The organism is Vibrio artabrorum (assembly GCF_024347295.1).
In the GTDB taxonomy this organism is placed as follows: Bacteria; Pseudomonadota; Gammaproteobacteria; order Enterobacterales; family Vibrionaceae; genus Vibrio; species Vibrio artabrorum.
Map to the genome: position 1 here is coordinate 628971 of NZ_AP025458.1, position 21820 is coordinate 650790.

23 protein-coding genes are annotated in these 21820 nt (G+C 45.0%); 19 read left to right on the top strand and 4 right to left on the bottom strand.

Features of this window, described 5'->3' with window-relative positions; all coding sequences use genetic code 11:
• Positions 1 to 66 precede the first annotated feature (66 nt).
• Positions 67 to 765 (top strand): phosphate signaling complex protein PhoU, encoded by a 699-nt coding sequence (gene phoU / locus OCU36_RS02850; protein WP_017098086.1) that lies wholly within the window; start codon positions 67 to 69, stop codon positions 763 to 765.
• Between the two features lie 79 nt (positions 766 to 844).
• Here the strand turns inward: phoU and OCU36_RS02855 are convergent, their stop codons facing one another.
• Both OCU36_RS02855 and OCU36_RS02860 read right to left on the bottom strand, forming a co-directional pair.
• Entirely contained in the window at positions 845 to 1594 is a 750-nt protein-coding gene (locus OCU36_RS02855; protein WP_261838953.1) for a copper homeostasis protein CutC, read from the bottom strand.
• Positions 1595 to 1905: 311 nt separating this feature from the next.
• A complete protein-coding gene (locus OCU36_RS02860) occupies positions 1906 to 2514 on the bottom strand; it encodes a peroxiredoxin C (RefSeq protein ID WP_261838954.1) in 609 nt (202 codons plus the stop codon).
• Between the two features lie 209 nt (positions 2515 to 2723).
• Between OCU36_RS02860 and OCU36_RS02865 the strand changes: the two genes are divergently transcribed.
• A complete protein-coding gene (locus OCU36_RS02865) occupies positions 2724 to 3629 on the top strand; it encodes a hydrogen peroxide-inducible genes activator (RefSeq protein WP_261838955.1) in 906 nt (301 codons plus the stop codon).
• Positions 3630 to 3708: 79 nt separating this feature from the next.
• On the opposite strand, the gene OCU36_RS02870 is transcribed toward OCU36_RS02865, so the two are convergent.
• Positions 3709 to 4155: a CBS domain-containing protein gene (locus OCU36_RS02870; protein ID WP_261838956.1), complete on the bottom strand. Its 447-nt coding sequence runs from the start codon at positions 4153 to 4155 to the stop codon at positions 3709 to 3711.
• Between the two features lie 329 nt (positions 4156 to 4484).
• Between OCU36_RS02870 and queA the strand changes: the two genes are divergently transcribed.
• The 5 genes from queA to secF all read left to right on the top strand — a co-directional run bounded on the left by queA (position 4485) and on the right by secF (position 10162).
• Positions 4485 to 5537, top strand: a complete 1053-nt coding sequence (gene queA / locus OCU36_RS02875; RefSeq protein ID WP_261838957.1) for a tRNA preQ1(34) S-adenosylmethionine ribosyltransferase-isomerase QueA — start codon at positions 4485 to 4487, stop codon at positions 5535 to 5537.
• Between the two features lie 206 nt (positions 5538 to 5743).
• On the top strand, positions 5744 to 6880 hold the full coding sequence (tgt, locus tag OCU36_RS02880) for a tRNA guanosine(34) transglycosylase Tgt (protein WP_261838958.1): 1137 nt from the start codon (positions 5744 to 5746) through the stop codon (positions 6878 to 6880).
• A gap of 110 nt (positions 6881 to 6990) precedes the next feature.
• Positions 6991 to 7323 (top strand): preprotein translocase subunit YajC, encoded by a 333-nt coding sequence (gene yajC, locus OCU36_RS02885; protein WP_261838959.1) that lies wholly within the window; start codon positions 6991 to 6993, stop codon positions 7321 to 7323.
• Between the two features lie 20 nt (positions 7324 to 7343).
• Positions 7344 to 9200: a protein translocase subunit SecD gene (gene secD, locus OCU36_RS02890; protein ID WP_261838960.1), complete on the top strand. Its 1857-nt coding sequence runs from the start codon at positions 7344 to 7346 to the stop codon at positions 9198 to 9200.
• Positions 9201 to 9214: 14 nt separating this feature from the next.
• On the top strand, positions 9215 to 10162 hold the full coding sequence (secF, locus tag OCU36_RS02895; RefSeq protein ID WP_261838961.1) for a protein translocase subunit SecF: 948 nt from the start codon (positions 9215 to 9217) through the stop codon (positions 10160 to 10162).
• A 266-nt stretch (positions 10163 to 10428) separates the two neighbouring features.
• Here the strand turns inward: secF and suhB are convergent, their stop codons facing one another.
• A complete protein-coding gene (suhB, locus tag OCU36_RS02900) occupies positions 10429 to 11232 on the bottom strand; it encodes an inositol-1-monophosphatase (protein ID WP_261838962.1) in 804 nt (267 codons plus the stop codon).
• 181 nt (positions 11233 to 11413) lie between these two features.
• Here suhB and trmJ point away from each other — a divergent pair, with 181 nt between their 5' ends.
• From trmJ to OCU36_RS02960, 12 genes are all read left to right on the top strand, one after another.
• Positions 11414 to 12142 (top strand): tRNA (cytosine(32)/uridine(32)-2'-O)-methyltransferase TrmJ, encoded by a 729-nt coding sequence (gene trmJ / locus OCU36_RS02905; RefSeq protein WP_261838963.1) that lies wholly within the window; start codon positions 11414 to 11416, stop codon positions 12140 to 12142.
• A gap of 116 nt (positions 12143 to 12258) precedes the next feature.
• Entirely contained in the window at positions 12259 to 12780 is a 522-nt protein-coding gene (gene iscR, locus OCU36_RS02910; RefSeq protein ID WP_261838964.1) for a Fe-S cluster assembly transcriptional regulator IscR, read from the top strand.
• Positions 12781 to 12807: 27 nt separating this feature from the next.
• Positions 12808 to 14022: an IscS subfamily cysteine desulfurase gene (locus OCU36_RS02915; RefSeq protein WP_261838965.1), complete on the top strand. Its 1215-nt coding sequence runs from the start codon at positions 12808 to 12810 to the stop codon at positions 14020 to 14022.
• 33 nt (positions 14023 to 14055) lie between these two features.
• Complete coding sequence (iscU, locus tag OCU36_RS02920) at positions 14056 to 14433, top strand: Fe-S cluster assembly scaffold IscU (RefSeq protein ID WP_004735094.1); 378 nt, start codon at positions 14056 to 14058, stop codon at positions 14431 to 14433.
• A gap of 103 nt (positions 14434 to 14536) precedes the next feature.
• Entirely contained in the window at positions 14537 to 14860 is a 324-nt protein-coding gene (gene iscA, locus OCU36_RS02925) for an iron-sulfur cluster assembly protein IscA (RefSeq protein ID WP_261838966.1), read from the top strand.
• 80 nt (positions 14861 to 14940) lie between these two features.
• On the top strand, positions 14941 to 15456 hold the full coding sequence (hscB, locus tag OCU36_RS02930; RefSeq protein WP_261838967.1) for a co-chaperone HscB: 516 nt from the start codon (positions 14941 to 14943) through the stop codon (positions 15454 to 15456).
• A gap of 23 nt (positions 15457 to 15479) precedes the next feature.
• Positions 15480 to 17330 carry a Fe-S protein assembly chaperone HscA gene (hscA, locus tag OCU36_RS02935; protein ID WP_261838968.1) on the top strand — a complete coding sequence of 617 codons (1851 nt, stop codon included), beginning with the start codon at positions 15480 to 15482 and terminating at the stop codon, positions 17328 to 17330.
• A 20-nt stretch (positions 17331 to 17350) separates the two neighbouring features.
• Entirely contained in the window at positions 17351 to 17689 is a 339-nt protein-coding gene (gene fdx / locus OCU36_RS02940) for an ISC system 2Fe-2S type ferredoxin (RefSeq protein WP_010440525.1), read from the top strand.
• An 80-nt stretch (positions 17690 to 17769) separates the two neighbouring features.
• Positions 17770 to 17970, top strand: coding sequence for a Fe-S cluster assembly protein IscX (iscX, locus tag OCU36_RS02945; protein ID WP_261838969.1), 201 nt, complete (start codon positions 17770 to 17772; stop codon positions 17968 to 17970).
• Between the two features lie 208 nt (positions 17971 to 18178).
• Positions 18179 to 19474, top strand: a complete 1296-nt coding sequence (gene pepB / locus OCU36_RS02950) for an aminopeptidase PepB (protein ID WP_261838970.1) — start codon at positions 18179 to 18181, stop codon at positions 19472 to 19474.
• 95 nt (positions 19475 to 19569) lie between these two features.
• Complete coding sequence (ndk, locus tag OCU36_RS02955) at positions 19570 to 20004, top strand: nucleoside-diphosphate kinase (protein ID WP_261838971.1); 435 nt, start codon at positions 19570 to 19572, stop codon at positions 20002 to 20004.
• Between the two features lie 290 nt (positions 20005 to 20294).
• On the top strand, positions 20295 to 21437 hold the full coding sequence (locus OCU36_RS02960) for a bifunctional tRNA (adenosine(37)-C2)-methyltransferase TrmG/ribosomal RNA large subunit methyltransferase RlmN (RefSeq protein ID WP_261838972.1): 1143 nt from the start codon (positions 20295 to 20297) through the stop codon (positions 21435 to 21437).
• Positions 21438 to 21820 lie beyond the last annotated feature (383 nt).

Below are 21820 nucleotides of genomic sequence, written 5' to 3' on the forward strand. Positions count from 1 at the left end.
GGAGTCATCTAGAGCTAAGCCACTCTTATATCAATGGCTTGTTTCATTTCTTTTCAAGGAGCTGATATGCATTTCGGTCGCCATATTTCAGGGCAATTCAATGTCGAACTAGAGTCGATCCGTACCCATGTACTGACCATGGGGGGATTGGTGGAGCAACAACTTTCTTTCGCGATGCAAGCGCTTCACAAAGACGATGTTGAGTTGGCGAAAAAAGTCATTCGTGACGACCATAAAGTGAATGCAATGGAAGTGTCGATTGATGAGGCTTGCACGCGTATTATTGCCAAACGTCAGCCAACAGCGAAAGACCTACGTTTGATAATGGCGATCATAAAAACCATTACTGATCTCGAAAGAATTGGTGATGTGGCTTCTAAGATTGCCCAAGGTGCGATAGATATTCCTTCAACGAAAGAGCAGAAGTTTCATGTCTCTTTAGAGCCACTGTGTCGACAAGCGATCACTATGCTTCATCAGGTTTTAGATGCGTTTGCGCGAATGGATGTCGATGCTGCGGCTGAAGTGCATAAGCTCGATGATAAGCTCGATGCGGAATACGAAGCCGTGATTCGTCAGTTGATGACTTACATGATGGAAGACCCTAAGAACATTCCTAACATCTTACAAGTGATGTGGTCTGCAAGGGCGATTGAGCGGGTGGGCGATCGTTGTCAGAATATTTGTGAATACATCATCTATTTCGTTAAAGGTAAAGATGTACGCCACCTAGGTGATCAAAGCCTAGATGACGCACTGAAGTGATATGTTTATTGAGCTCATGCTCGTTTTTATTTACAACGCCTTTCTGTTATTGGTAAGAGTCATCTGTTATTGATAAGAGCTATCTGTTATCGATGAGAGCGGCCCTTACAGCGGATATCTTACTCGTGTCCGTCACGGGGATCTGATAATCATCAATGTCATCACTGCCCATTTGAGCCTTCGAATTGTTTTCCATTAGGCTCGGTCTTGTCGATTTACCGGAAAGGTGAAGAGCAGGTACTTGAGTAGCGCTTTGAATCCTTTTGGCATTCGCAGCGTTAACACCAGCCCCCGCCATGATATCAATTCGTCCATCGGCTTGCTTGACCATTGCCGCCAATACATCGATGCCTTGCTCAGCATTCACAGCAAACCCTGATGTTAGAACACGCTCACAGCCAAGTTCGATAATTCGTTCCAGTGCTACTTTATAATCCTGAAGTTGGTCAATGGCGCGGTGGAAGGTAATGCCTAATTTGAGTTGATGAGCCTTAGTTGCGAGGGTTTGCATCGTCGGCATGTCAATTTCCCCTTTCGGCGTTAATGCACCCAGTACTACCCCATTTAAACCGGCATCGGCAGCGGCTTGAATATCGTGAAGCATAGACATTACGTCATCGGCATCGAAAATGAAGTCGCCTTGTCTTGGTCTTATCATAGCGTAGACCGGAACCGACGAAATTCGAGCTGCTTGCTTCATCATTCCGAAGCTTGGAGTTAATCCGCCAAGTGCTAATGACGAGCAAAGCTCAATTCGATTCGCACCACCAGATAGGGCGTTATGCAGAGATTCTAAGTTATCGATACAGACTTCAATTTCGGTGTTCATCGTGTTTATCCGTTTAAATAGATACTGATGAAATCATAGCAATCTAGATACAGATATGAATAGGTGGTAGCAGAGGAAAATAGAGGTAAAGTTTGGGTTTAGCGCTACCTCAATTATGTATCACAAGAGACAGTTTAGGATGGAGGTTAGTGGGAAAACAAAAAGCCCGAAGCGTTAACTTCGGGCTTTTAATAGGACTTTACTTCTTAACTGATTGGCGGTGCGCTTTGCGCTATTAGCTTATGCTTTATGTCTCTTTATAGAGAGTCTTCCAACCATTAACCCGTGTTGAGTTCGGGCTTAAGAGGTCATTACTTGCTTAGGTCGTCAGCGTGCTCAGATAGGAATGCTGCAACACCTTTTGGAGATGCGTCCATACCTGATTTACCTTCTTCCCATTGTGCAGGACAAACTTCACCGTTCTTCTCGTGGAAGTTTAGTGCGTCTACCATGCGTAGCATTTCGTCGATGTTACGACCGAGTGGAAGATCGTTAACTACTTGGTGACGTACAAGACCGTCAGCGTCGATTAGGAAAGAACCACGGAAAGCAACGCCTGCTTCTGGGTGCTCAACATCGTATGCTTTGCAGATCTCGTGCTTAACGTCAGCAACAAGAGGGTATTTAACTGGACCGATACCGCCATCAGAGATAGCAGTGTTACGCCATGCGTTGTGAGAGAATTGTGAATCGATAGAAACACCGATTACTTCAACGCCTTTAGCTTGGAAATCTTCAAGACGGTTGTCGAAAGCGATCAGCTCTGAAGGACAAACGAAAGTGAAGTCTAGTGGGTAGAAGAAAACAACCGCTTTCTTACCTTTAGTGAATTCTGCGAAGTTGAAGTTATCAACGATCTCACCGTTACCTAGAACAGCTGCTGCAGTAAAGTCAGGGGCTTGACGACCTACTAGTACCATTTTGGAATCTCCTAAAAAATTAGTTGGCCCAACACATCTTTGTTTGGGCTCCTTTGTACGGGACAAACTATAGTACAATCGGTACTATAGAAAAAAGCGAATTAAATAGATTAAGCTAATCGAAAAAAGCGATGAGTGTAATCTTTGCTTAATCCTGAGGTCTGCGGACCTTTACATAACTTATCCTACTCATATTACAAAGTAATTTCATGAATAAATGGCCAAGTCTTAAGCAGCTTCACTATCTTGTTACCCTTCACGAAACTCGTCACTTTAGCGATGCTGCTGATCGCTGTTTCGTCAGTCAATCGACGTTAAGTAAAGGGATTCAAAACCTCGAAGAGTTGATTGGTTGCCCACTTTATGAGAAGAAAGATAAAAAGAGTCCTTTGGTTTTCACTCAAGCTGGTGAGCTGGTGGTTAAACATGGACGAGAGCTACTGGCAAAAGGGCAAGATCTGGTTGAACTCGGAAGTTTATGTACCGGAGACGCCATGCAAGGTCAGTTACGAGTGGGATGTATACCAACAATAGCGCCGTTCCTTTTGTGCGATTTGGTACAAGAAGTGAACCAACGCTTTCCACAGTTGAACTTACTGCTACGTGAAGATACCACGACCAACCTGTTGGCTGCGCTACGTCATGGTGATTTAGATGTGCTGATTCTGGCTTTGCCTGTCGACATCGACAATATGGAAAGCAGAGTGGTTGGGCAAGATCCTTTTCGAATGGTGATAAGTCGCAATCAAGCAGATGGTATTCGTGTGCCGATTAAATACGATGACCTGCCAGACGAATCTGTATTCTTGTTGGAGAATGAGCATTGCTTAACAGAACATGCAGTGTCGGCTTGTAAGTTAACGGATAAAGAGAAGATCAACCCGTTCACGGCAACGAGTCTTCATACGTTAGTTCAAATGGTCGCCAATGGGCTAGGTACGACCTTTATTCCTCAGATGGCGATCGACCATGGTTTGCTTGAAAATCAGAACCTTGTGGTGATCGATCCTCCAGGTCAACAGGCGCACCGAGATATTGGCCTTGTATGGCGCCCAAGCTCTTCACGCCGCGAAACCTTTCATCAGTTAGCCGATGTGGTCTCTGGGCTTCTATAATCGCCCACAATACTCCACATTGATAAACAAACCCTTCGAGCGGCTTGATTGGCCGCTCTTCTTATATCACTTCCGAGTGTTATTCAACTTCCGCTTCTTCTGGCTCGACTTCTTCTTGCAGTTCCAGCAAATTGATCGCGATGGTAACGAAATCACTGTCAGTGATAATACCGACTAATTCATGATGATCGACAACAGGCAAACAACCCACTTTGTGTTTTTGCATATAAACCGCCGACTCTTTCAACCCCGCTCGCGGCTCTACTGACATAACGCTTTTATGCATAATATCGTTGAGTGGTGTAGCCAGAGTAAATGATTGAGCTTGGGGAATGTTTTGTAAGCTAGACTCTTGAGCGGCAAGAATGTCTCGTTGTGTGACGACGCCTAATAACTTTCTGTCGGCATCAACAACGGGGATATGGCGGATGTCGAGCGCTTCCATCATGTGTTTTGCGTCGGCCAGTGAGTGTGAGCGCAATAGGGTATGAGGGTTACGAGTCATCATATCTTCAACCTTTATCATACTAACCTCCTTTTTTTATTTGTTATTATTACTATAGTTTCTTATCTAAAAAATAACTGAGAGCTAGCGCATTTTTGTATGAGTTTTCGGCCACTAATTATTAAGGTCTAAGGTGGTAATCCGTTGTACTATTTTACGCCTCATTACAATAATCCCTTTCTGTAAACCTTGCTATTGCGGCTCGTGTGCCTATACTAGCCCACTGCGAAATTTTTAGTCGTGTTTGCGATAGACTTACGGTAACGTTTTCTTTACGGTAACGATTTATTCGCGACAGTGGCTTATTCGTCAACGGCACAAATCTCATCAACTAAGACAAGACCAGACACATGCAAGTTTCAGATTTTCACTTTGATCTACCAGATGAGCTCATCGCTCGCTACCCTCAACAAGAGCGTACAGCTAGCCGTCTACTTAAATTAGACGGCAATAATGGCAACCTGGCTGATGGTTCATTTAAAGACGTTTTGGATTTGGTTGAGCCTGGCGATCTTGTCGTATTCAATAACACCCGTGTGATACCTGCTCGTGTATTTGGGCGTAAGGCTTCAGGTGGTAAGCTTGAAGTGTTAGTCGAGCGAATGCTTGATGAGAAAAGTATCCTAGCGCATGTTCGTTGTTCAAAATCACCGAAGCCGGGGACCAAGCTGTTCCTGGGTGAAAACGATGAATATGAAGCTGAAATGGTGGCGCGACATGATGCGCTGTTTGAAATCCATTTCACGTCTGATCAAAGCGTTTTAGAGATTCTTAACAGCGTGGGTCACATGCCTCTGCCTCCCTATATTGATCGCCCCGATGAAGACGCTGATAAAGAACGCTACCAGACGGTCTATAATGAGAAACCGGGGGCCGTTGCGGCGCCAACTGCAGGGCTGCACTTTGATGACAAGTTGATGGCTGACATGAAGGATAAAGGCGTTGAATTTGCTTATGTCACCCTTCACGTTGGTGCTGGTACATTCCAGCCGGTTAAAGTGGATAACATCAATGATCACCATATGCACGCTGAATACGTTGAAGTACCGCAAGACGTGGTTGATGCGGTAGCGGCGGCAAAAGCACGTGGCGGGCGTATTATTGCCGTTGGTACAACATCAGTTCGCTCCCTAGAAAGTGCTGCGCAAGATGCCTTGAAGAAAGGTACGGAGTTAGTGCCGTTCTTTGGTGATACCGATATCTTCATTTTCCCAGGGTATGAATACCAACTGATCGACTGTTTGATTACCAATTTTCACTTACCTGAATCGACACTGATTATGTTGGTGAGTGCATTTGCGGGTTATGATCATGTGATGGGCGCCTATGATCACGCAGTGAAGAGCAAATACCGCTTCTTCAGCTACGGCGATGCGATGTTCATCCACAAGAAAACAGCATAGTTTAAAGCTTGGTGACTTTACCAACTTACCAATAAAGAAAAGTATTTACGGGTGCTAGCAGTAGGCTAGGAGTCGGGCTGGTAACGGCCTAATCTCTCGCAAGGAATACGCGACCGCTCCTCATAGAACTTGCTAGATTGAACTTATGACTAGCTTAAGGTTCTGAATTATCAGTCAGATTGTTTCTCTGGCATATTGGAGGCTTCGTGAAATTAAAATACGAACTTAAGAAAACAAACAGCGGCGCACGTCGTGGCCAACTTCAGTTTGAACGCGGTAGCGTTGAAACACCAGCATTTATGCCTGTCGGTACCTACGGTACGGTGAAAGGTATGACGCCTGAAGAAGTGAAAGACACAGGTGCTGAAATTCTGCTAGGTAATACGTTCCACTTATGGTTACGTCCTGGACAAGAGATCATGAAACTGCACGGCGATTTGCACGATTTCATGAATTGGAAAGGACCGATCCTAACCGATTCAGGCGGCTTCCAAGTATTCAGCCTAGGTGCGACGCGTAAAATTACTGAAGAAGGCGTTCACTTCCGTAACCCTGTCAACGGTGACAAAATCTTCATGGACGCTGAAAAGTCGATGGAAATCCAAAAGGATCTAGGTTCAGATATCGTCATGATCTTTGATGAATGTACGCCTTATCCTGCAACGCATAAAGAAGCGAAAGACTCGATGGAGATGTCTCTCCGTTGGGCTCAGCGCTCACGTGATCACTTTGACCAACTTGAAAACCCGAATTCACTGTTCGGCATTGTTCAAGGTGGCGTGTACGAAGACCTTCGTGATATCTCCGTTAAAGGGCTAACCGAAATTGGTTTTGACGGTTATGCTGTTGGTGGTCTAGCTGTAGGCGAACCAAAAGAAGACATGCACCGTATTCTGGAACACACATGTCCTCAACTGCCTGAAGATAAGCCTCGTTACCTGATGGGTGTAGGCAAACCGGAAGATTTAGTTGAAGGTGTTCGTCGTGGTATCGACATGTTTGACTGTGTAATGCCAACGCGAAATGCTCGTAACGGCCACCTATTTGTCACTGAAGGTGTGATCAAGATCCGCAATGCGAAGCATAAAACGGATACAACACCACTAGATTCAGAGTGTGACTGTTACACTTGTCAGAACTACAGCAAATCTTACTTACACCATTTGGATCGTTGTAACGAAATCCTAGGCGCTCGACTGAACACGATTCACAACTTGCGTTTCTATCAACGAGTTATGTCTGACATTCGTCAGTCTATCGATGACGATCGTTTTGAAGAGTTCGTTGCAGAGTTCTATGCAAGAATGGGACGTGAAGTGCCACCACTAGGTAAAGAGTCTTAGTATTGCTTTTTTGCGAGCCCCATCTCTCTTCCGAGCGTTGGGGCTTGAAAATAAAGGGATGCAACCCAATTAGACAATCAATTACAAAAATATAATAGAGGATGTTTTAAATGTTTATTATTTCTCAAGCTCACGCAGCAACAGAAGGTGCACCAGCAGGCGGCGGTTTCGAAATGCTAATCATGCTAGGTATGTTCGCTGTGATCTTCTACTTCATGATCTACCGCCCACAAGCTAAGCGTGTTAAAGAGCACAAGAACCTTATGTCTTCAATGGGTAAAGGTGATGAAGTTCTGACCAGCGGTGGTCTAATCGGCAAGATTACTAAGATTGCAGAAGACAGCGACTACGTGGCTATCGAACTGAACACAAGCAATGAAGTTGTGATCAAAAAAGACTTCATTACAGCAGTGCTACCAAAAGGTACTCTGAAATCTCTATAAACAGCTAGAGGATCCTCGCTGTGCTAAACCGTTATCCGTTATGGAAGTATTTAATGGTGATGTTTACCATCGCTATTGCTGCGTTGTACGCACTTCCAAATATATACGGTGAAGATCCAGCAGTTCAAGTTACAGGGGCGCGCGGCGCCTCTGTAGATCTGTCTACGCTGGATGCTGTCACCGATGCTCTTAAAGCAGAGAGTCTTTCTACTAAATCCGTTGCTCTAGAAAACGGTTCAATTCTTGTTCGCTTTAACGATACAGATACGCAAATTAGCGCTCGTGATGTCATCACAGAAGCGTTAGGCGATGATGTTATCGTTGCTTTAAACCTTGCGGCTTCAACGCCCGATTGGCTTGAATCTATTGGTGCTGCACCAATGAAACTCGGTCTTGACCTACGTGGTGGTGTTCACTTCTTAATGGAAGTGGATATGGATGCTGCAATGGAAAAACTGGTTGGCCAACAAGAGGAAGCGTTCCGTAGTGAACTTCGTGAAGAAAAAGTGCGTTATCGTGCGATTCGCCCATTAGGTAAAGATGCGGTTGAAGTGATCTTACGTAACGAAGAGCAGCTCGCGCAAGCGAAATCGCTACTGCAATCGAAACACCAAGATATGACGTTCGTCGATTCTGCATCTAATGGTCGTTTCTCTTTGGTTGCGAACTTCACAGAGGCTCGTCTTCAAGAAATCCGTAACTACGCAGTAGAGCAAAATATTACTATTCTACGTAACCGTGTTAACGAACTGGGCGTTGCAGAACCTTTGGTTCAGCGTCAAGGTGCTAGCCGTATCGTAGTGGAATTGCCTGGTGTTCAAGACACCGCTCGCGCTAAAGAAATTTTAGGTGCTACGGCAACTCTTGAATTCCGAGAGGTGGACAGCAGTGCCGATTTGGCTGCCGCTGCTTCTGGACGAGCGCCTGCGGGTAGTGAAATCAAGCAAGATCGTGATGGTCGCCCTGTGGTACTTAAGAAGCGCGTTATCTTAGGCGGTTCTAGCATCACAGATGCAAGCTCAAGTGTTGATGAATATGGGCGCCCGCAAGTTAACATCTCGCTTGATAGCGAAGGTGGTAGCAAAATGTCGACATTCTCTCGTCAAAATATCGGTAAGCTAATGGCGACCGTATTTGCAGAGTATAAAGACAGCGGCCGTAAAACACCTGAAGGTCGAGTTATCTTAAGTAAACACGAAGAAGTGATCAACCAAGCCACGATTCAATCTGCACTTGGCCGTAACTTCCGTATTACAGGTATCGACTCAACGGCTGAAGCTCATAACCTGGCGCTTCTACTTCGTGCTGGTGCACTGATTGCACCTATCTCGATTGTTGAAGAACGTACAATTGGTCCATCTATGGGTCAACAAAACATCGATATGGGAATCATGGCGATGGTTTGGGGTATGGCTGCGGTAATGCTATTTACACTGCTTTACTACCGTACTTTCGGTCTGATTGCGAACGTTGCGCTGATGGCGAACTTGGTGTTGATCATTGGTGTGATGTCGATGATTCCTGGTGCGACCATGACGCTACCCGGTATCGCCGGTATCGTATTGACGGTCGGTATGGCTGTCGATGCCAACGTGCTTATCTTTGAGCGAATACGTGAAGAGCTTCGAGATGGACGCAGTCCACAACAAGCGATTCACCAAGGTTATGCAAACGCATTTAGCACCATCGCCGATGCCAACATCACCACGCTACTAACAGCCATCATTCTATTCGCTGTCGGTACGGGTGCGATTAAAGGCTTCGCGGTAACGTTATCTATTGGTATCTTGACTTCAATGTTTACAGCTATTGTCGGAACACGTTGTATCGTGAACCTGATGTACGGCAGTAAACGCGTTAAGAAACTGTCGATCTAAGGCTAGGAATTAATATGTTTCAGATTCTAAAAGCAGAAAAAATGATCGACTTTATGCGTTGGTCAAAGGTTGCCTTTCTATTTTCTATCTTGATGATTGGTACTGCTATCTTTACCTTAACAACGAAGTCGTTGAACTGGGGTCTAGACTTTACTGGCGGTACTTTGATTGAGGTAGGTTTTGAGCATCCTGCAAATCTACCGGATATCCGTAGTGCACTAGAAGCTGAAGGTTTCGGTGATGCAACGGTACAGAACTTTGGTTCTGCACGTGAAGTAATGGTTCGTCTGCGTCCACGTGAGGGGGTTGCTGGTGAAACGCTTGGTAATCAAATTCTGTCTGCAATTAAAGCCGGTACTGGTGAGCAAGTTGATATGCGCCGTATCGAGTTCGTTGGTCCAAACGTAGGAGACGAACTCACGGAAGCGGGTGGCCTTGCTATCTTGGTTTCTCTTATCTGTATCTTGATCTACGTTTCGGTGCGATTTGAATGGCGATTGGCAGCAGGTGCGGTATTAGCACTGGCACACGACGTTATCATTACACTGGGTGTCTTCTCTCTAATGCAAATTGAGGTGGATCTTACCATTGTGGCAGCCTTGCTGACCGTGGTTGGTTACTCCCTCAATGATACCATCGTTGTATTTGACCGGATTCGTGAGAATTTCCGTAAGATACGTAAAGGTGAAGCCGCAGAAGTATTGAACAGCTCAATCACACAAACATTGAGCCGGACATTAATCACTTCTGGCACGACGCTATTTGTAGTTATAGCTCTGTTCGCACAGGGCGGCGCTATGATTCACGGCTTCGCGACTGCACTTCTATTGGGTATTACGGTAGGTACTTACTCTTCTATCTATGTTGCATCTGCACTGGCAATGAAGTTGGGTATTACGCGTGAGCACCTCATGCCACCAAAAGTGGAAAAAGAAGGTGAGGAGTTTGACGAAATGCCTTAAGCCTCGGCTTAACAAGTTTCGTTAAACAAAAAAACCGCTAGGCAACTAGCGGTTTTTTTATGTCGGTATTTTATGGGCAAGCTTATGTATCTGAACGATGCTGCCCACTCTTTCCAAGATGAATCAAATTACATGAGTGGATGTTCTAAATGGGACAGATCTCCGTAGTGAACGAATGTTGAGTCGCAGATACAAAAAAGCCTCGCAATCGCGAGGCTTTGAAAGTCTTTGGCTCTTAATTAAAGAGCATTAACATAAGGTCTGAATTACTTCAGCATACCTTCGTTTGAGTTCTCACGAACATGCTTAAGAATTGACTTAACACCACGAGCGCTTGAAGCAACAACATTGCCAGACGTCATGTAGTCAGTACCGCCAGCAAAGTCAGTCATGATAGCACCAGCTTCACGAGCGATGAGATCACCAGCAGCTAGATCCCATGGCTTAAGGCCGAGTTCTAGGTAACCGTCAACACGGCCAGCGGCTAGGTAACATAGATCAAGAGCTGGAGAACCAGTACGACGGAAATCAGCACAATCTACGAATAGTGCTGAGATGATCTTCATGAAAGATTCAGAGTGTTGTTTTTGCTTGAATGGGAAACCAGTCGCTAGAACCGTACCTTGAAGGTCTTTAAGTTGAGTGACACGCATACGAGCATTGTTAAGTTGAGCGCCAGCGCCACGTTGAGCTGTGAATAGCTCGTTTAGCATTGGGTCATAAACACAAGCCACTTCTGTGCGACCGTTCATGCGAACAGCGATAGAAACAGAGAAGTGAGGGAAACCTTTTACAAAGTTGTTGGTGCCATCTAGTGGGTCAACGATCCATTGTACGTCAGAGTCTTTACCTTCAGTTAGGCCTGACTCTTCAGAAATAATGCTGTGCTCTGGGTAAGATGATTTGATTGTCTCAATGATCATGTACTCAGCTTCTTGAGCAATGTTCGTAACGTAATCATTGTTACCTTTTAGAGACGATTCGATCTTATCAGTTGTTTCTAGAGATTTAGCAATATGGTTGCCAGCTTTACGCGCAGCGCGTATCGCAATGTTTAGCATTGGATGCATATGGTTTTTCCCACAAGATGTTAAAGAACAGTTTAAAGCGGCGGCGAGTATACCAAAGTTTCCGCAAAAAGGAAGTGGTTATTTTTTGAACTCTTGGTTTCACATTCCGTGAAGGGTCTGACCATTTTACTTTGCTATGTGTTAATATCTCGCGATTATTTTTAAAGTGGTGTCATATAGCATGTTAGACAATGTAAAAGTCGTTCTGGTCGGTACGTCTCATTCGGGAAATATCGGTTCAGCAGCTCGCGCAATGAAAGTGATGGGTTTAAGTCAATTAGTTCTTGTCGACCCTCAATGTGAAGTTGACGAGCAGACCTTAGCACTGGCAGCGGGTGCGGGTGACATCGCAGAAAGTGCAACCATCGTTTCAACGCTTGATGAAGCGGTGAAGGATTGTGGTTTAGTGGTTGGTTCAAGTGCTCGCTCAAGAACACTTGAATGGCCAATGCTTGAGCCTCGTGAGTGCGGACAAAAGTTTGCAATTGAAGGTCAAAAGCACCCAGTTGCATTAGTGTTCGGCCGTGAACGTACTGGCTTGACTAACGATGAACTTCAAAAGTGCCACTTCCATGTATGTATCCCAGCTAACCCTGAATACAGCTCGCTAAACCTAGCGATGGCAGTACAGACTCTGAGCTACGAAGTGCGTGTCGCTCACCTTGATATGGTGGCGAGCCAATATCAGCCACAGCAACAAGATGAGTACCCTCGTCACGAAGAACTAGAAATGTTCTACGAGCACCTTGAAAAAGTGATCATTGATACCCAATTTATCTCTAAGGATAAGCCGGGTCAGGTGATGAATAAACTACGCCGTTTATTCAGCCGTGCTCGCCCAGAGTTACAAGAGATCAATACGTTGCGCGGTATTTTGACGTCGATTGAGAAGCGTCAAAAAAGCCAATAAATGCCGCATAAAGCTTAGGGATAAATACCCGACCAATATAGTCAACTAAATACTTGACCAATTTGGTCGGGTATGGGAAGATTCCATCCACATAAACAATGTGGATACGGCGTGATATGAAACTTACATCTAAAGGAAGATATGCGGTAACAGCTATGCTAGATGTAGCACTGCATTCGCAAAAAAGCCCGGTTCCTCTGGCAGACATTTCAGAGCGACAAGGCATCTCGTTATCTTACTTAGAGCAACTCTTTTCTAAGTTGCGTAAAGCGGGCTTAGTGGCTAGTGTTCGCGGACCTGGTGGTGGTTATCGCTTAGGCGCTGAAGCGCACGATATTGCTGTCGGAACAGTGATTGCTGCAGTCGATGAATCTGTTGATGCAACTAAGTGTCACGGTCGAGCTGATTGCCAAGGTGGCAGTCGTTGTTTAACGCACACTCTGTGGCGTGATTTAAGCTCCCGTATTAGCAGTTTCTTAAACGACATTACGCTCGGTGAGCTAATGAAAGATAACGAAGTTTTACAAATTTCGGATCGTCAAGATATCGATCTTGCGGTCAATAATGGTTTTGCACATAGAAATACGAGCACTACAACGATTAGTGCAGCACCTCACGGTGTTAATGCCCGCTCTTAGCGGTCAGTTTTTACATTGGAGTAGAAAATGAAACTGCCTATTTACTTTGACTATTCAGCTACATGTCCAGTCGATCCACGTGTTGCTGAAAAAATGGTTCAGTGTATGACGATGGACGGTAACTTCGGTAACCCTGCATCTCGTTCACACCGTTACGGCTGGCAGGCAGAAGAATCAGTAGATAATGCTCGTGAGCAAATTGCCGATCTACTAAATGCAGACCCACGTGAGATTGTTTTCACGTCAGGTGCTACAGAATCAGACAACCTTGCGATTAAAGGTGCCGCGCACTTTTACGAGAAGAAAGGTAAACACGTAATCACGTGTAAAACCGAACACAAAGCGGTTCTTGATCCCTGTCGCCAACTAGAGCGTGAAGGTTTTGAGGTGACTTACCTAGAGCCTGAAGCCAATGGCATCATCGATCTAGACAAGCTACAGGCAGCAATGCGTGAAGATACGGTTCTTGTTTCTATCATGCACGTAAACAACGAGATTGGTGTCATTCAAGATATTGCTGCAATCGGCGAACTGTGTCGTCCACGCAAGATCATTTTCCACGTTGATGCGGCGCAATCTGCGGGTAAAATCCCTCTAGATGTAAAAGAGATGAAAGTTGATCTTATCTCTCTTTCTGCGCACAAAGCATACGGCCCTAAAGGCATTGGTGCTTTGTACGTTCGTCGTAAGCCGCGTATTCGTCTTGAAGCGCAAATGCACGGTGGTGGCCATGAGCGTGGTTTCCGTTCTGGCACGCTTGCGACTCACCAAATCGTGGGCATGGGTGAAGCGTTTACTATCGCCAAACAAGACATGCAGAAAGATTACGACCACGCACTCGCACTTCGCGAACGCCTATTGAAAGGTGTTCAAGATCTAGAAGCAGTAACAGTAAACGGTGACTTAGACCAACGAGTACCACATAACCTTAACGTGAGCTTTGCTTTTGTTGAAGGTGAGTCTCTGCTTATGTCTTTGAAAGATCTAGCGGTATCATCGGGTTCTGCATGTACATCTGCAAGCCTAGAGCCTTCATACGTTCTACGCGCTCTTGGTTTGAACGATGAACTGGCACACAGCTCAGTACGTTTCTCATTCGGCCGTTTCACAACGGAAGAAGAAATCGACTACGCGATTGCACAAATTCGTGTAGCGGTAAATAAATTACGCGACATGTCTCCTCTATGGGATATGTATAAAGAAGGGATTGATTTGAACACGGTTGAGTGGGCTCATCACTAATCTCACGGAAATAGAGGATTCGAGGTAACTATCATGGCATATAGCGAAAAAGTAATTGACCACTACGAAAACCCACGTAACGTAGGTTCGTTTGATAAAGAAGACCCAAGTGTAGGCAGTGGCATGGTTGGCGCTCCAGCTTGTGGTGACGTAATGAAACTGCAAATCAAAGTATCTGCAGAAGGGATTATTGAAGACGCAAAATTCAAAACTTACGGTTGCGGTAGTGCAATCGCTTCTAGCTCACTCGTCACCGAGTGGGTTAAAGGTAAAAGTATTGATGAAGCTGCGGCAATCAAAAACTCTGAAATCGCAGAAGAGCTTGAGTTGCCACCAGTGAAAGTTCACTGTTCAATTCTTGCTGAAGATGCAATCAAAGCGGCGGTTGCGGATTACAAGAAGAAGCACTAATCGCTTCGACGAACGTAATCACTTTTAAAAAATAAGTAATATTTGGGAGCACCCTTTGTGCTCCCCCTGAGTTCTCAATTTATATAAAACACAAGGTTGTAGTATGGCCATCACCATGACAGATACGGCAGCGAGCCGAGTTCAAGCTTTCCTAGATAACCGTGGTAAAGGTATCGGGTTGCGCTTAGCGGTAAAAACGACTGGCTGTTCGGGTATGGCGTACGTACTAGAATTCGTTGACGAGCTTAACGAAGAAGACCAAGTGTTCGAGCATTCGGGGGTTAAGGTCATTATTGATTCAAAGAGCCTCGTTTACCTAGACGGTACTGAGCTTGATTACGTAAAAGAAGGCCTAAACGAAGGTTTTGAATTCAACAACCCTAACGCGAAAGGCGAATGCGGTTGTGGTGAGAGCTTCAATGTTTAAACGCCTCGCTCGTTAAGCGTTGTAAGCGAAGAATAAAATTAGGCTCTGGAACAAGAGCCTAAACTTAGGACCACCGTTACATGAATCATTTCGAATTATTTGGGCTACCACTTCAGTTTCAACTGGATGGTAGCCTTCTTTCTTCTCAATTTAGAGATCTGCAACGCCAATTCCATCCTGATAAATTTGCTACGGCTTCTGAGCGCGACCGCTTATTGGCCGTACAAAAAGCGGCACAAATCAATGATGCGTATCAGGTATTGAAGAATCCACTCAGCCGAGCTGAATACCTGTTAGTGCAACATGGTGAGGATATTCGTGGTGAGCAGCAGACCCTGCAAGATCCTATGTTCCTAATGGAGCAAATGGAATTGCGTGAAGAGCTTGAAGACATCGCCGACAGTTCTGATCCTGAAGATGCTTTGTTTGCATTTGAAGGAAAGGTTAGCAAGATGTATAAACAACAATTAACTGCTATCCAACAAGAACTCGATAGTGAGGCTTGGTTAGAAGCTGCAGACCGAGTGAGAAAGCTTAAATTTATTGCAAAATTAAAGAATGAAATCGAATTAGTTGAAGATCGTCTGATCGGCTAGTTTGTATAACAAGGACACCATCCATGGCACTACTTCAGATTGCAGAACCAGGGCAAAGCGCCGCTCCTCACCAGCATAAGCTTGCTGTGGGTATTGATTTAGGGACAACAAACTCGCTGGTTGCGTCAGTGCGCAGTGGCAAGGCGAGTACACTCAAAGATCCACAAGGTCGAAGTATTTTACCTTCCGTTGTTCATTACCAGTCTGAATCTTATACGACTGGCGATGAAGCGCGTGCAAATGCGCAGACAGATCCTAAAAATACCATTATCTCAATAAAGCGATTAATTGGTCGCTCACTGTCGGATATTCAACAGCGATACCCGTCTCTGCCTTATCAGTTCGAAGAGAGTGATAATGGTTTGCCAGTGATTCGTACAGAGCAAGGCAATAAAAATCCAATCCAGGTTTCTGCCGATATTCTGCGAGCGCTCGGGCAACGTGCTGAGTCTACCTTAAGTGGCGAGTTATCTGGGGCTGTGATTACGGTTCCTGCGTATTTTGATGATGCACAACGTGCGGGCACCAAAGACGCGGCGCAACTGGCTGGACTTCACGTGTTACGTCTTCTCAATGAACCCACTGCCGCTGCGATTGCTTACGGTTTGGATTCTGGTAACGAAGGCGTCATCGCTGTTTATGACTTAGGTGGTGGTACGTTTGATATCTCTATCTTGCGTTTATCGAAAGGTGTCTTTGAGGTGCTGGCTACGGGCGGAGATTCTGCATTAGGCGGCGACGACTTTGACCATTTAATTGCGGAACATTTCCAAGAGAAAATGGGCTTATCAGCGCTAACGGCGGAACAGAACCGTATTCTTCTCGATGCAGCAACAGAAGCGAAAGTTGGCTTATCTGAAGCTGAAAGTGTTGATGTTGACGTGTTAGGTTGGTCTGGTTCATTAACTCGTGAAGAGTTTGAAGAGATCATCAAACCGCTGGTTAAGAAAACACTGCTTTCTTGCCGTCGTGCACTTAAAGATGCGCAAGTTGATGCGGATGAAGTACTAGAAGTCGTGATGGTCGGCGGTTCAACTCGCACATTACTTGTACGTGAAATGGTCGGTGACTTCTTTGGTCGTACGCCACTAACCAGTATTAACCCTGATGAAGTGGTTGCGATTGGTGCATCGATTCAAGCGGATATCTTAGTCGGTAATAAGCCTGACTCTGAAATGCTACTACTGGACGTTATCCCGCTGTCTCTTGGCATTGAAACCATGGGGGGATTGGTTGAAAAGATCATCCCACGTAACACGACAATCCCTGTTGCTCGCGCACAAGAGTTTACCACGTTTAAAGACGGCCAAACGGCAATGACAGTACACACGGTACAAGGTGAGCGTGAAATGGTTGACGACTGTCGTTCACTGGCTCGTTTTGCCCTTAAAGGCATTCCACCAATGACGGCCGGTGCTGCACATATTCGTGTGACTTACCAAGTGGATGCTGACGGTCTGCTATCGGTTACCGCGATGGAGAAGAGCACCGGCGTGCAAGCTGAAATTCAAGTTAAGCCTTCTTACGGCCTAAGCGACAACGAAGTCGCTAATATGCTGAAAGATTCGATGACGTTTGCAAAAGAAGACATGCAAGCACGTGCTCTTGCTGAGCAGCGTGTAGAAGCGGATCGCGTGATCGAAGGCCTGATTGCTGCCATGCAAGCCGATGGCGATGAACTGCTTGATGAGCAAGGCAAGCAACAACTGGTTCAAGCGATTGAAGCTCTGATTGAAGTGCGTAATGGCGACAATGCTGATGCCATTGAACTCGAAATTAAGAACACCGACAAAGCAAGCCAAGACTTTGCTTCTCGTCGTATGGATAAATCAATTCGTGCTGCGCTGTCAGGTCAGTCAGTCGATAATATTTAATAGTTAGAGAATAGATAAACATGCCAAAGATTATTGTTTTACCTCACGAAGATCTATGTCCAGAAGGCGCTGTTTTAGAAGCAAAAACTGGTGAGACGGTTCTTGATGTTGCACTGAAGGCCGGTATTGGTATTGAACACGCATGTGAAAAATCGTGTGCATGTACAACATGTCACGTTGTGATTCGTGAAGGTTTTGATTCTTTAGAAGAGAGTGACGATCTAGAAGACGACATGCTAGATAAAGCATGGGGCTTAGAGATGGAATCTCGCCTTGGTTGCCAAGCTAAAGTCGCTGATACCGATCTTGTTGTTGAGATTCCAAAGTACACGTTGAATCTCGCGTCTGAAGATCATTAATCATTTAGCTAACTAAGCTAAATGTGTGAGTAAAACTGGCAGAGAATATAGATCATCACAGATAAATATAAGGAAATGTTATGAGTTTGAAGTGGATTGATTCGCGAGATATTGCGATTGAGTTATGTGATTTATATCCAGATACGGATCCTAAAGCCGTACGTTTTACCGATCTACATCAATGGGTACTGGACCTTGAAGAATTTGACGACGAGCCGAACCACTCGAATGAAAAAATTTTAGAGGCTATTATTTTGTGCTGGATGGATGAGATGGATTAGTCATGACTTCTCATGATTTGGTCGCAAGGTGGCATCAAGCCAAGGTAAAACGCAGCCAAGTTAACAATTTTTGTCAAAAAAAGCGGACCTTATGGTCCGTTTTTTTATCAACGTGACATTTTACGCCTACATAATGGTAACATCGGAGGATGGTAAAGAAATATAATCAGAATCACTCACACAGGGTGGTTCATGACAAGGAGAAATCATGTCTACACAGATGTCAGTATTTTTAAGTCAAGAAGCTGCCCAGCCTCAGTGGGGAGCAAGAGCTATTTTGTCGTTTTCTGAATCAGGCGCGACAATTCACATTGGTGAAGGCCACGATTTAGGCGCAGTTCAACGTGCTGGTCGTACGCTTGATGGGCAAGGCATCGCATTCGTTTCACTTCGTGGTGAAGGTTGGGATTTAGAAAGCGTTTGGGCTTTCCACCAAGGCTATCGTGGACCAAAGAAAAAGAATGTACTGGAATGGGATACACTTTCAGAAGCCGATCAAACTGAGCTTGAATCTCGTATTCGCGCGACGGATTGGACGCGTGACATTATCAATAAAACCGCTGAAGAAGTTGCCCCTCGCCAACTCGCGGCAATGGCGGCTGAATACATCAAGTCAGTGGCACCTGCAGGTACCGTTACAGCGAAAATCGTTAAAGATAAAGATCTCCTCACCGAAGGTTGGGAAGGCATCTACGCGGTCGGTCGCGGCTCTGAACGCACATCTGCAATGCTGCAACTGGATTTCAACCCAACCGGCGACGAAAACGCTCCTGTATTTGCTTGTTTAGTCGGTAAAGGGATTACTTTCGATTCGGGTGGTTACAGCATCAAGCCTGGTCAATTTATGACAGCGATGAAAGCTGACATGGGCGGTGCAGCAACGATTACTGGTGGATTAGGTCTGGCGATTGAACGTGGCCTGAACAAGCGCATCAAGCTTATCTTATGTTGTGCAGAGAACATGATCTCTGGTCGTGCACTGAAGCTGGGTGACATCATTACCTACAAAAATGGTAAGACGGTTGAGATCATGAACACCGATGCGGAAGGTCGCTTGGTGCTTGCTGATGGCTTAATGTACGCAAGTGCACAAAACCCAGAGCTGATCATTGATTGTGCAACGCTAACAGGCGCGGCTAAAAATGCACTAGGTAACGACTACCATGCACTATTAAGCTTTGATGATGAGTTGTCTCACCAAGCGCTAACGGCGGCAAATCAAGAGAAAGAAGGCTTATGGCCACTGCCACTTGCTGATTTCCACCGTGGCATGTTGCCTTCAAACTTTGCTGATCTTTCCAACATCAGCAGTGGTGATTACACACCAGGCGCAAGTACGGCAGCAGCCTTCCTATCTTACTTTGTCGATGACTACAAAAAGGGCTGGGTCCATATGGATTGCGCGGGGACTTACCGTAAGTCTGCAAGTGATAAGTGGGCGGCTGGCGCAACGGGGATGGGGGTTCGTACATTAGCTCGCCTTCTTATTGACCAAGCAAAATAATAATAAGAGTAAACGGCATTTCGATGCCGTTTATTCACAAACTCAGATTGAATGATCTCAGTATTTAATGACAAAAATGAAGTGAAGGAATCCCTATGGCTCTAGAAAGAACGTTCTCAATTGTTAAGCCGGATGCTGTTAAGCGTAACCTTATTGGTGAGATCTACCACCGCATTGAAAAAGCGGGCTTAGAAATTATTGCCGCAAAGATGGTTCGTCTTAATGAAGATCAAGCGAGCGGTTTCTATGCAGAACATGAAGGCAAAGAATTCTTTCCGGCTCTTAAAGAGTTTATGACTTCTGGTCCTATCATGGTTCAAGTACTTGAAGGCGAAAACGCAATTGCTCGTTATCGCGAACTCATGGGTAAAACAAACCCTGAAGAAGCGGCATGTGGCACAATTCGAGCTGATTATGCCATCAGTTTGCGTTATAACTCAGTACACGGCAGTGACAGCCCTGAATCTGCGGCTCGTGAAATCGAGTTCTTTTTTCCTGAGTCTGAAATTTGCCCGCGTCCAGCTCAATAATCGGCACTGCAAATTATTCCAAAGGCTTCACTTCGGTGAGGCCTTTTTCGTATGTGGACTTTGCATTCTCGATAATCAACTTAGTCGTCATTCCCGAGAGCAACGGAGGAGCGTAATCGGGAATCTTTTCTTTAATTTAGGTATTCTCAGACCGAACAAAACAATTGTTCAAGTTTTAACCGCTTAACTTTGAATGTCTTAGTAAACTCAGGCTTTACAGAGCTTGTTGAAGTTGCGTAAAGGCTGTACAATTCGCGCCCTTAATTATTGTTCCGTCATTGAGAGGCATCATGACCACAGCTAAAGTCAATCTACTCGATTTTGATCGTAAAGGTCTTCGTAAATTTTTCACAGAAGAACTGAATGAGAAAGCGTTTCGAGCAGAGCAAGTGATGAAGTGGATTTATCACTTCGGTGTCGATGACTTCGAAAAAATGAACAACATCAACAAGAAGCTACGCGAGAAACTGCAGCATCGCTGTGAGATTGTTGCACCGACCGTTTCTGAAGCACAGCACTCAGCAGATGGCACCATTAAATGGGCGATGAGCGTAGGTGACCAAGATGTTGAGACGGTATACATCCCAGATGGTGACCGTGCGACGCTATGTGTCTCTTCGCAAGTCGGTTGTGCACTCGAATGTAAATTTTGCTCTACCGCACAACAAGGCTTCAACCGTAACCTGAAAGTTTCAGAGATCGTTGGCCAAATCTGGCGTGCTGCTCGTGAAATCGGCCTAGAAAAAGAAACGGGTCGTCGTCCAATTACTAACGTGGTTATGATGGGAATGGGTGAACCTCTTCTCAACATGAAAAACCTTATACCATCATTAGAAATTATGCTGGATGATTTAGGGTTTTCACTGTCTAAGCGTCGTGTGACAGTATCAACGTCTGGTGTGGTTTCAGGCCTTGATCAAATGACAGACAATATCGATGTCGCATTGGCTATCTCTCTACATGCGCCTAATGATGCACTACGTAGCCAAATTATGCCGATCAATGATCGTTGGGATATCCAAGACTTCCTTGCGTCTGTTCGTCGTTACATTGCATCGTCAAATGCTAACCGCGGTAAAGTAACGGTTGAGTACGTGCTATTGGATCATGTGAATGATGACATGGACCACGCTCGTGAACTTGCAGAGCTAATGAAAGAGACACCTTGTAAGATAAATTTGATTCCATTTAATCCTTACCCGGGGTCGCCTTATAAGAAGCCAAGTAACTCTCGCATTGATCGTTTCCAAAAAACACTGATGGAATACGATTACACAGTCACAATTCGTAAAACTCGTGGCGACGATATTGATGCCGCATGTGGTCAGTTGGTTGGTGATGTTATTGACAGAACCAAGCGTACCAAAATGTTGAAAGCCGCTTCTGAAGCTAACTTAGTCGCAGGTGATGTGATTCAAGTTAAAGCGGTTTAAATACCCTTTAGATCTAAACAAGCCAGAGGGATTCCTTCTGGCTTGTTGCTTTTCTGGAAGGTGCATTTCCAATAATGGGATTTTTTTCCTCCGCTTTTTTACATTTTTCGTTAAATTTTGGACAAAACCATGAGCTGACGGTAAATTTTGTTTAAAGTGTTTTTGCCTTGCAACGGCATTCGCTTATGATTGACTCATCTTAAATTAATTTAAGTGCTCGCTTGCTACTGATCATCAACCGGTCTATTTAGGTCGACGATTTGATAAACTGGCTTCCTGATAATATTGCTCGTAACACGATGACTGATATTTGTCTTTAAGGGTTGATGATTCAAGTAGCAGAAATAATTTCATATAAAGTAGGTTGCTAGATTGAGCTTAAA

What these genes read in the sequence shown, in the direction of transcription:
- pepB (WP_261838970.1), top strand. Translation starts at nt 18,179, where the DNA reads ATGTCTACACAGATGTCAGTATTTTTAAGTCAAGAAGCTGCCCAGCCT.
- iscA (WP_261838966.1), top strand. Translation starts at nt 14,537, where the DNA reads ATGGCCATCACCATGACAGATACGGCAGCGAGCCGAGTTCAAGCTTTC.
- hscA (WP_261838968.1), top strand. Translation starts at nt 15,480, where the DNA reads ATGGCACTACTTCAGATTGCAGAACCAGGGCAAAGCGCCGCTCCTCAC.
- OCU36_RS02855 (WP_261838953.1), bottom strand. Translation starts at nt 1,594, where the DNA reads ATGAACACCGAAATTGAAGTCTGTATCGATAACTTAGAATCTCTGCAT.
- suhB (WP_261838962.1), bottom strand. Translation starts at nt 11,232, where the DNA reads ATGCATCCAATGCTAAACATTGCGATACGCGCTGCGCGTAAAGCTGGC.
- OCU36_RS02865 (WP_261838955.1), top strand. Translation starts at nt 2,724, where the DNA reads ATGAATAAATGGCCAAGTCTTAAGCAGCTTCACTATCTTGTTACCCTT.
- iscU (WP_004735094.1), top strand. Translation starts at nt 14,056, where the DNA reads ATGGCATATAGCGAAAAAGTAATTGACCACTACGAAAACCCACGTAAC.
- OCU36_RS02870 (WP_261838956.1), bottom strand. Translation starts at nt 4,155, where the DNA reads ATGATAAAGGTTGAAGATATGATGACTCGTAACCCTCATACCCTATTG.
- iscR (WP_261838964.1), top strand. Translation starts at nt 12,259, where the DNA reads ATGAAACTTACATCTAAAGGAAGATATGCGGTAACAGCTATGCTAGAT.
- iscX (WP_261838969.1), top strand. Translation starts at nt 17,770, where the DNA reads ATGAGTTTGAAGTGGATTGATTCGCGAGATATTGCGATTGAGTTATGT.
- OCU36_RS02915 (WP_261838965.1), top strand. Translation starts at nt 12,808, where the DNA reads ATGAAACTGCCTATTTACTTTGACTATTCAGCTACATGTCCAGTCGAT.
- hscB (WP_261838967.1), top strand. Translation starts at nt 14,941, where the DNA reads ATGAATCATTTCGAATTATTTGGGCTACCACTTCAGTTTCAACTGGAT.
- OCU36_RS02960 (WP_261838972.1), top strand. Translation starts at nt 20,295, where the DNA reads ATGACCACAGCTAAAGTCAATCTACTCGATTTTGATCGTAAAGGTCTT.
- queA (WP_261838957.1), top strand. Translation starts at nt 4,485, where the DNA reads ATGCAAGTTTCAGATTTTCACTTTGATCTACCAGATGAGCTCATCGCT.
- yajC (WP_261838959.1), top strand. Translation starts at nt 6,991, where the DNA reads ATGTTTATTATTTCTCAAGCTCACGCAGCAACAGAAGGTGCACCAGCA.
- secF (WP_261838961.1), top strand. Translation starts at nt 9,215, where the DNA reads ATGTTTCAGATTCTAAAAGCAGAAAAAATGATCGACTTTATGCGTTGG.
- fdx (WP_010440525.1), top strand. Translation starts at nt 17,351, where the DNA reads ATGCCAAAGATTATTGTTTTACCTCACGAAGATCTATGTCCAGAAGGC.
- ndk (WP_261838971.1), top strand. Translation starts at nt 19,570, where the DNA reads ATGGCTCTAGAAAGAACGTTCTCAATTGTTAAGCCGGATGCTGTTAAG.
- trmJ (WP_261838963.1), top strand. Translation starts at nt 11,414, where the DNA reads ATGTTAGACAATGTAAAAGTCGTTCTGGTCGGTACGTCTCATTCGGGA.
- phoU (WP_017098086.1), top strand. Translation starts at nt 67, where the DNA reads ATGCATTTCGGTCGCCATATTTCAGGGCAATTCAATGTCGAACTAGAG.
- OCU36_RS02860 (WP_261838954.1), bottom strand. Translation starts at nt 2,514, where the DNA reads ATGGTACTAGTAGGTCGTCAAGCCCCTGACTTTACTGCAGCAGCTGTT.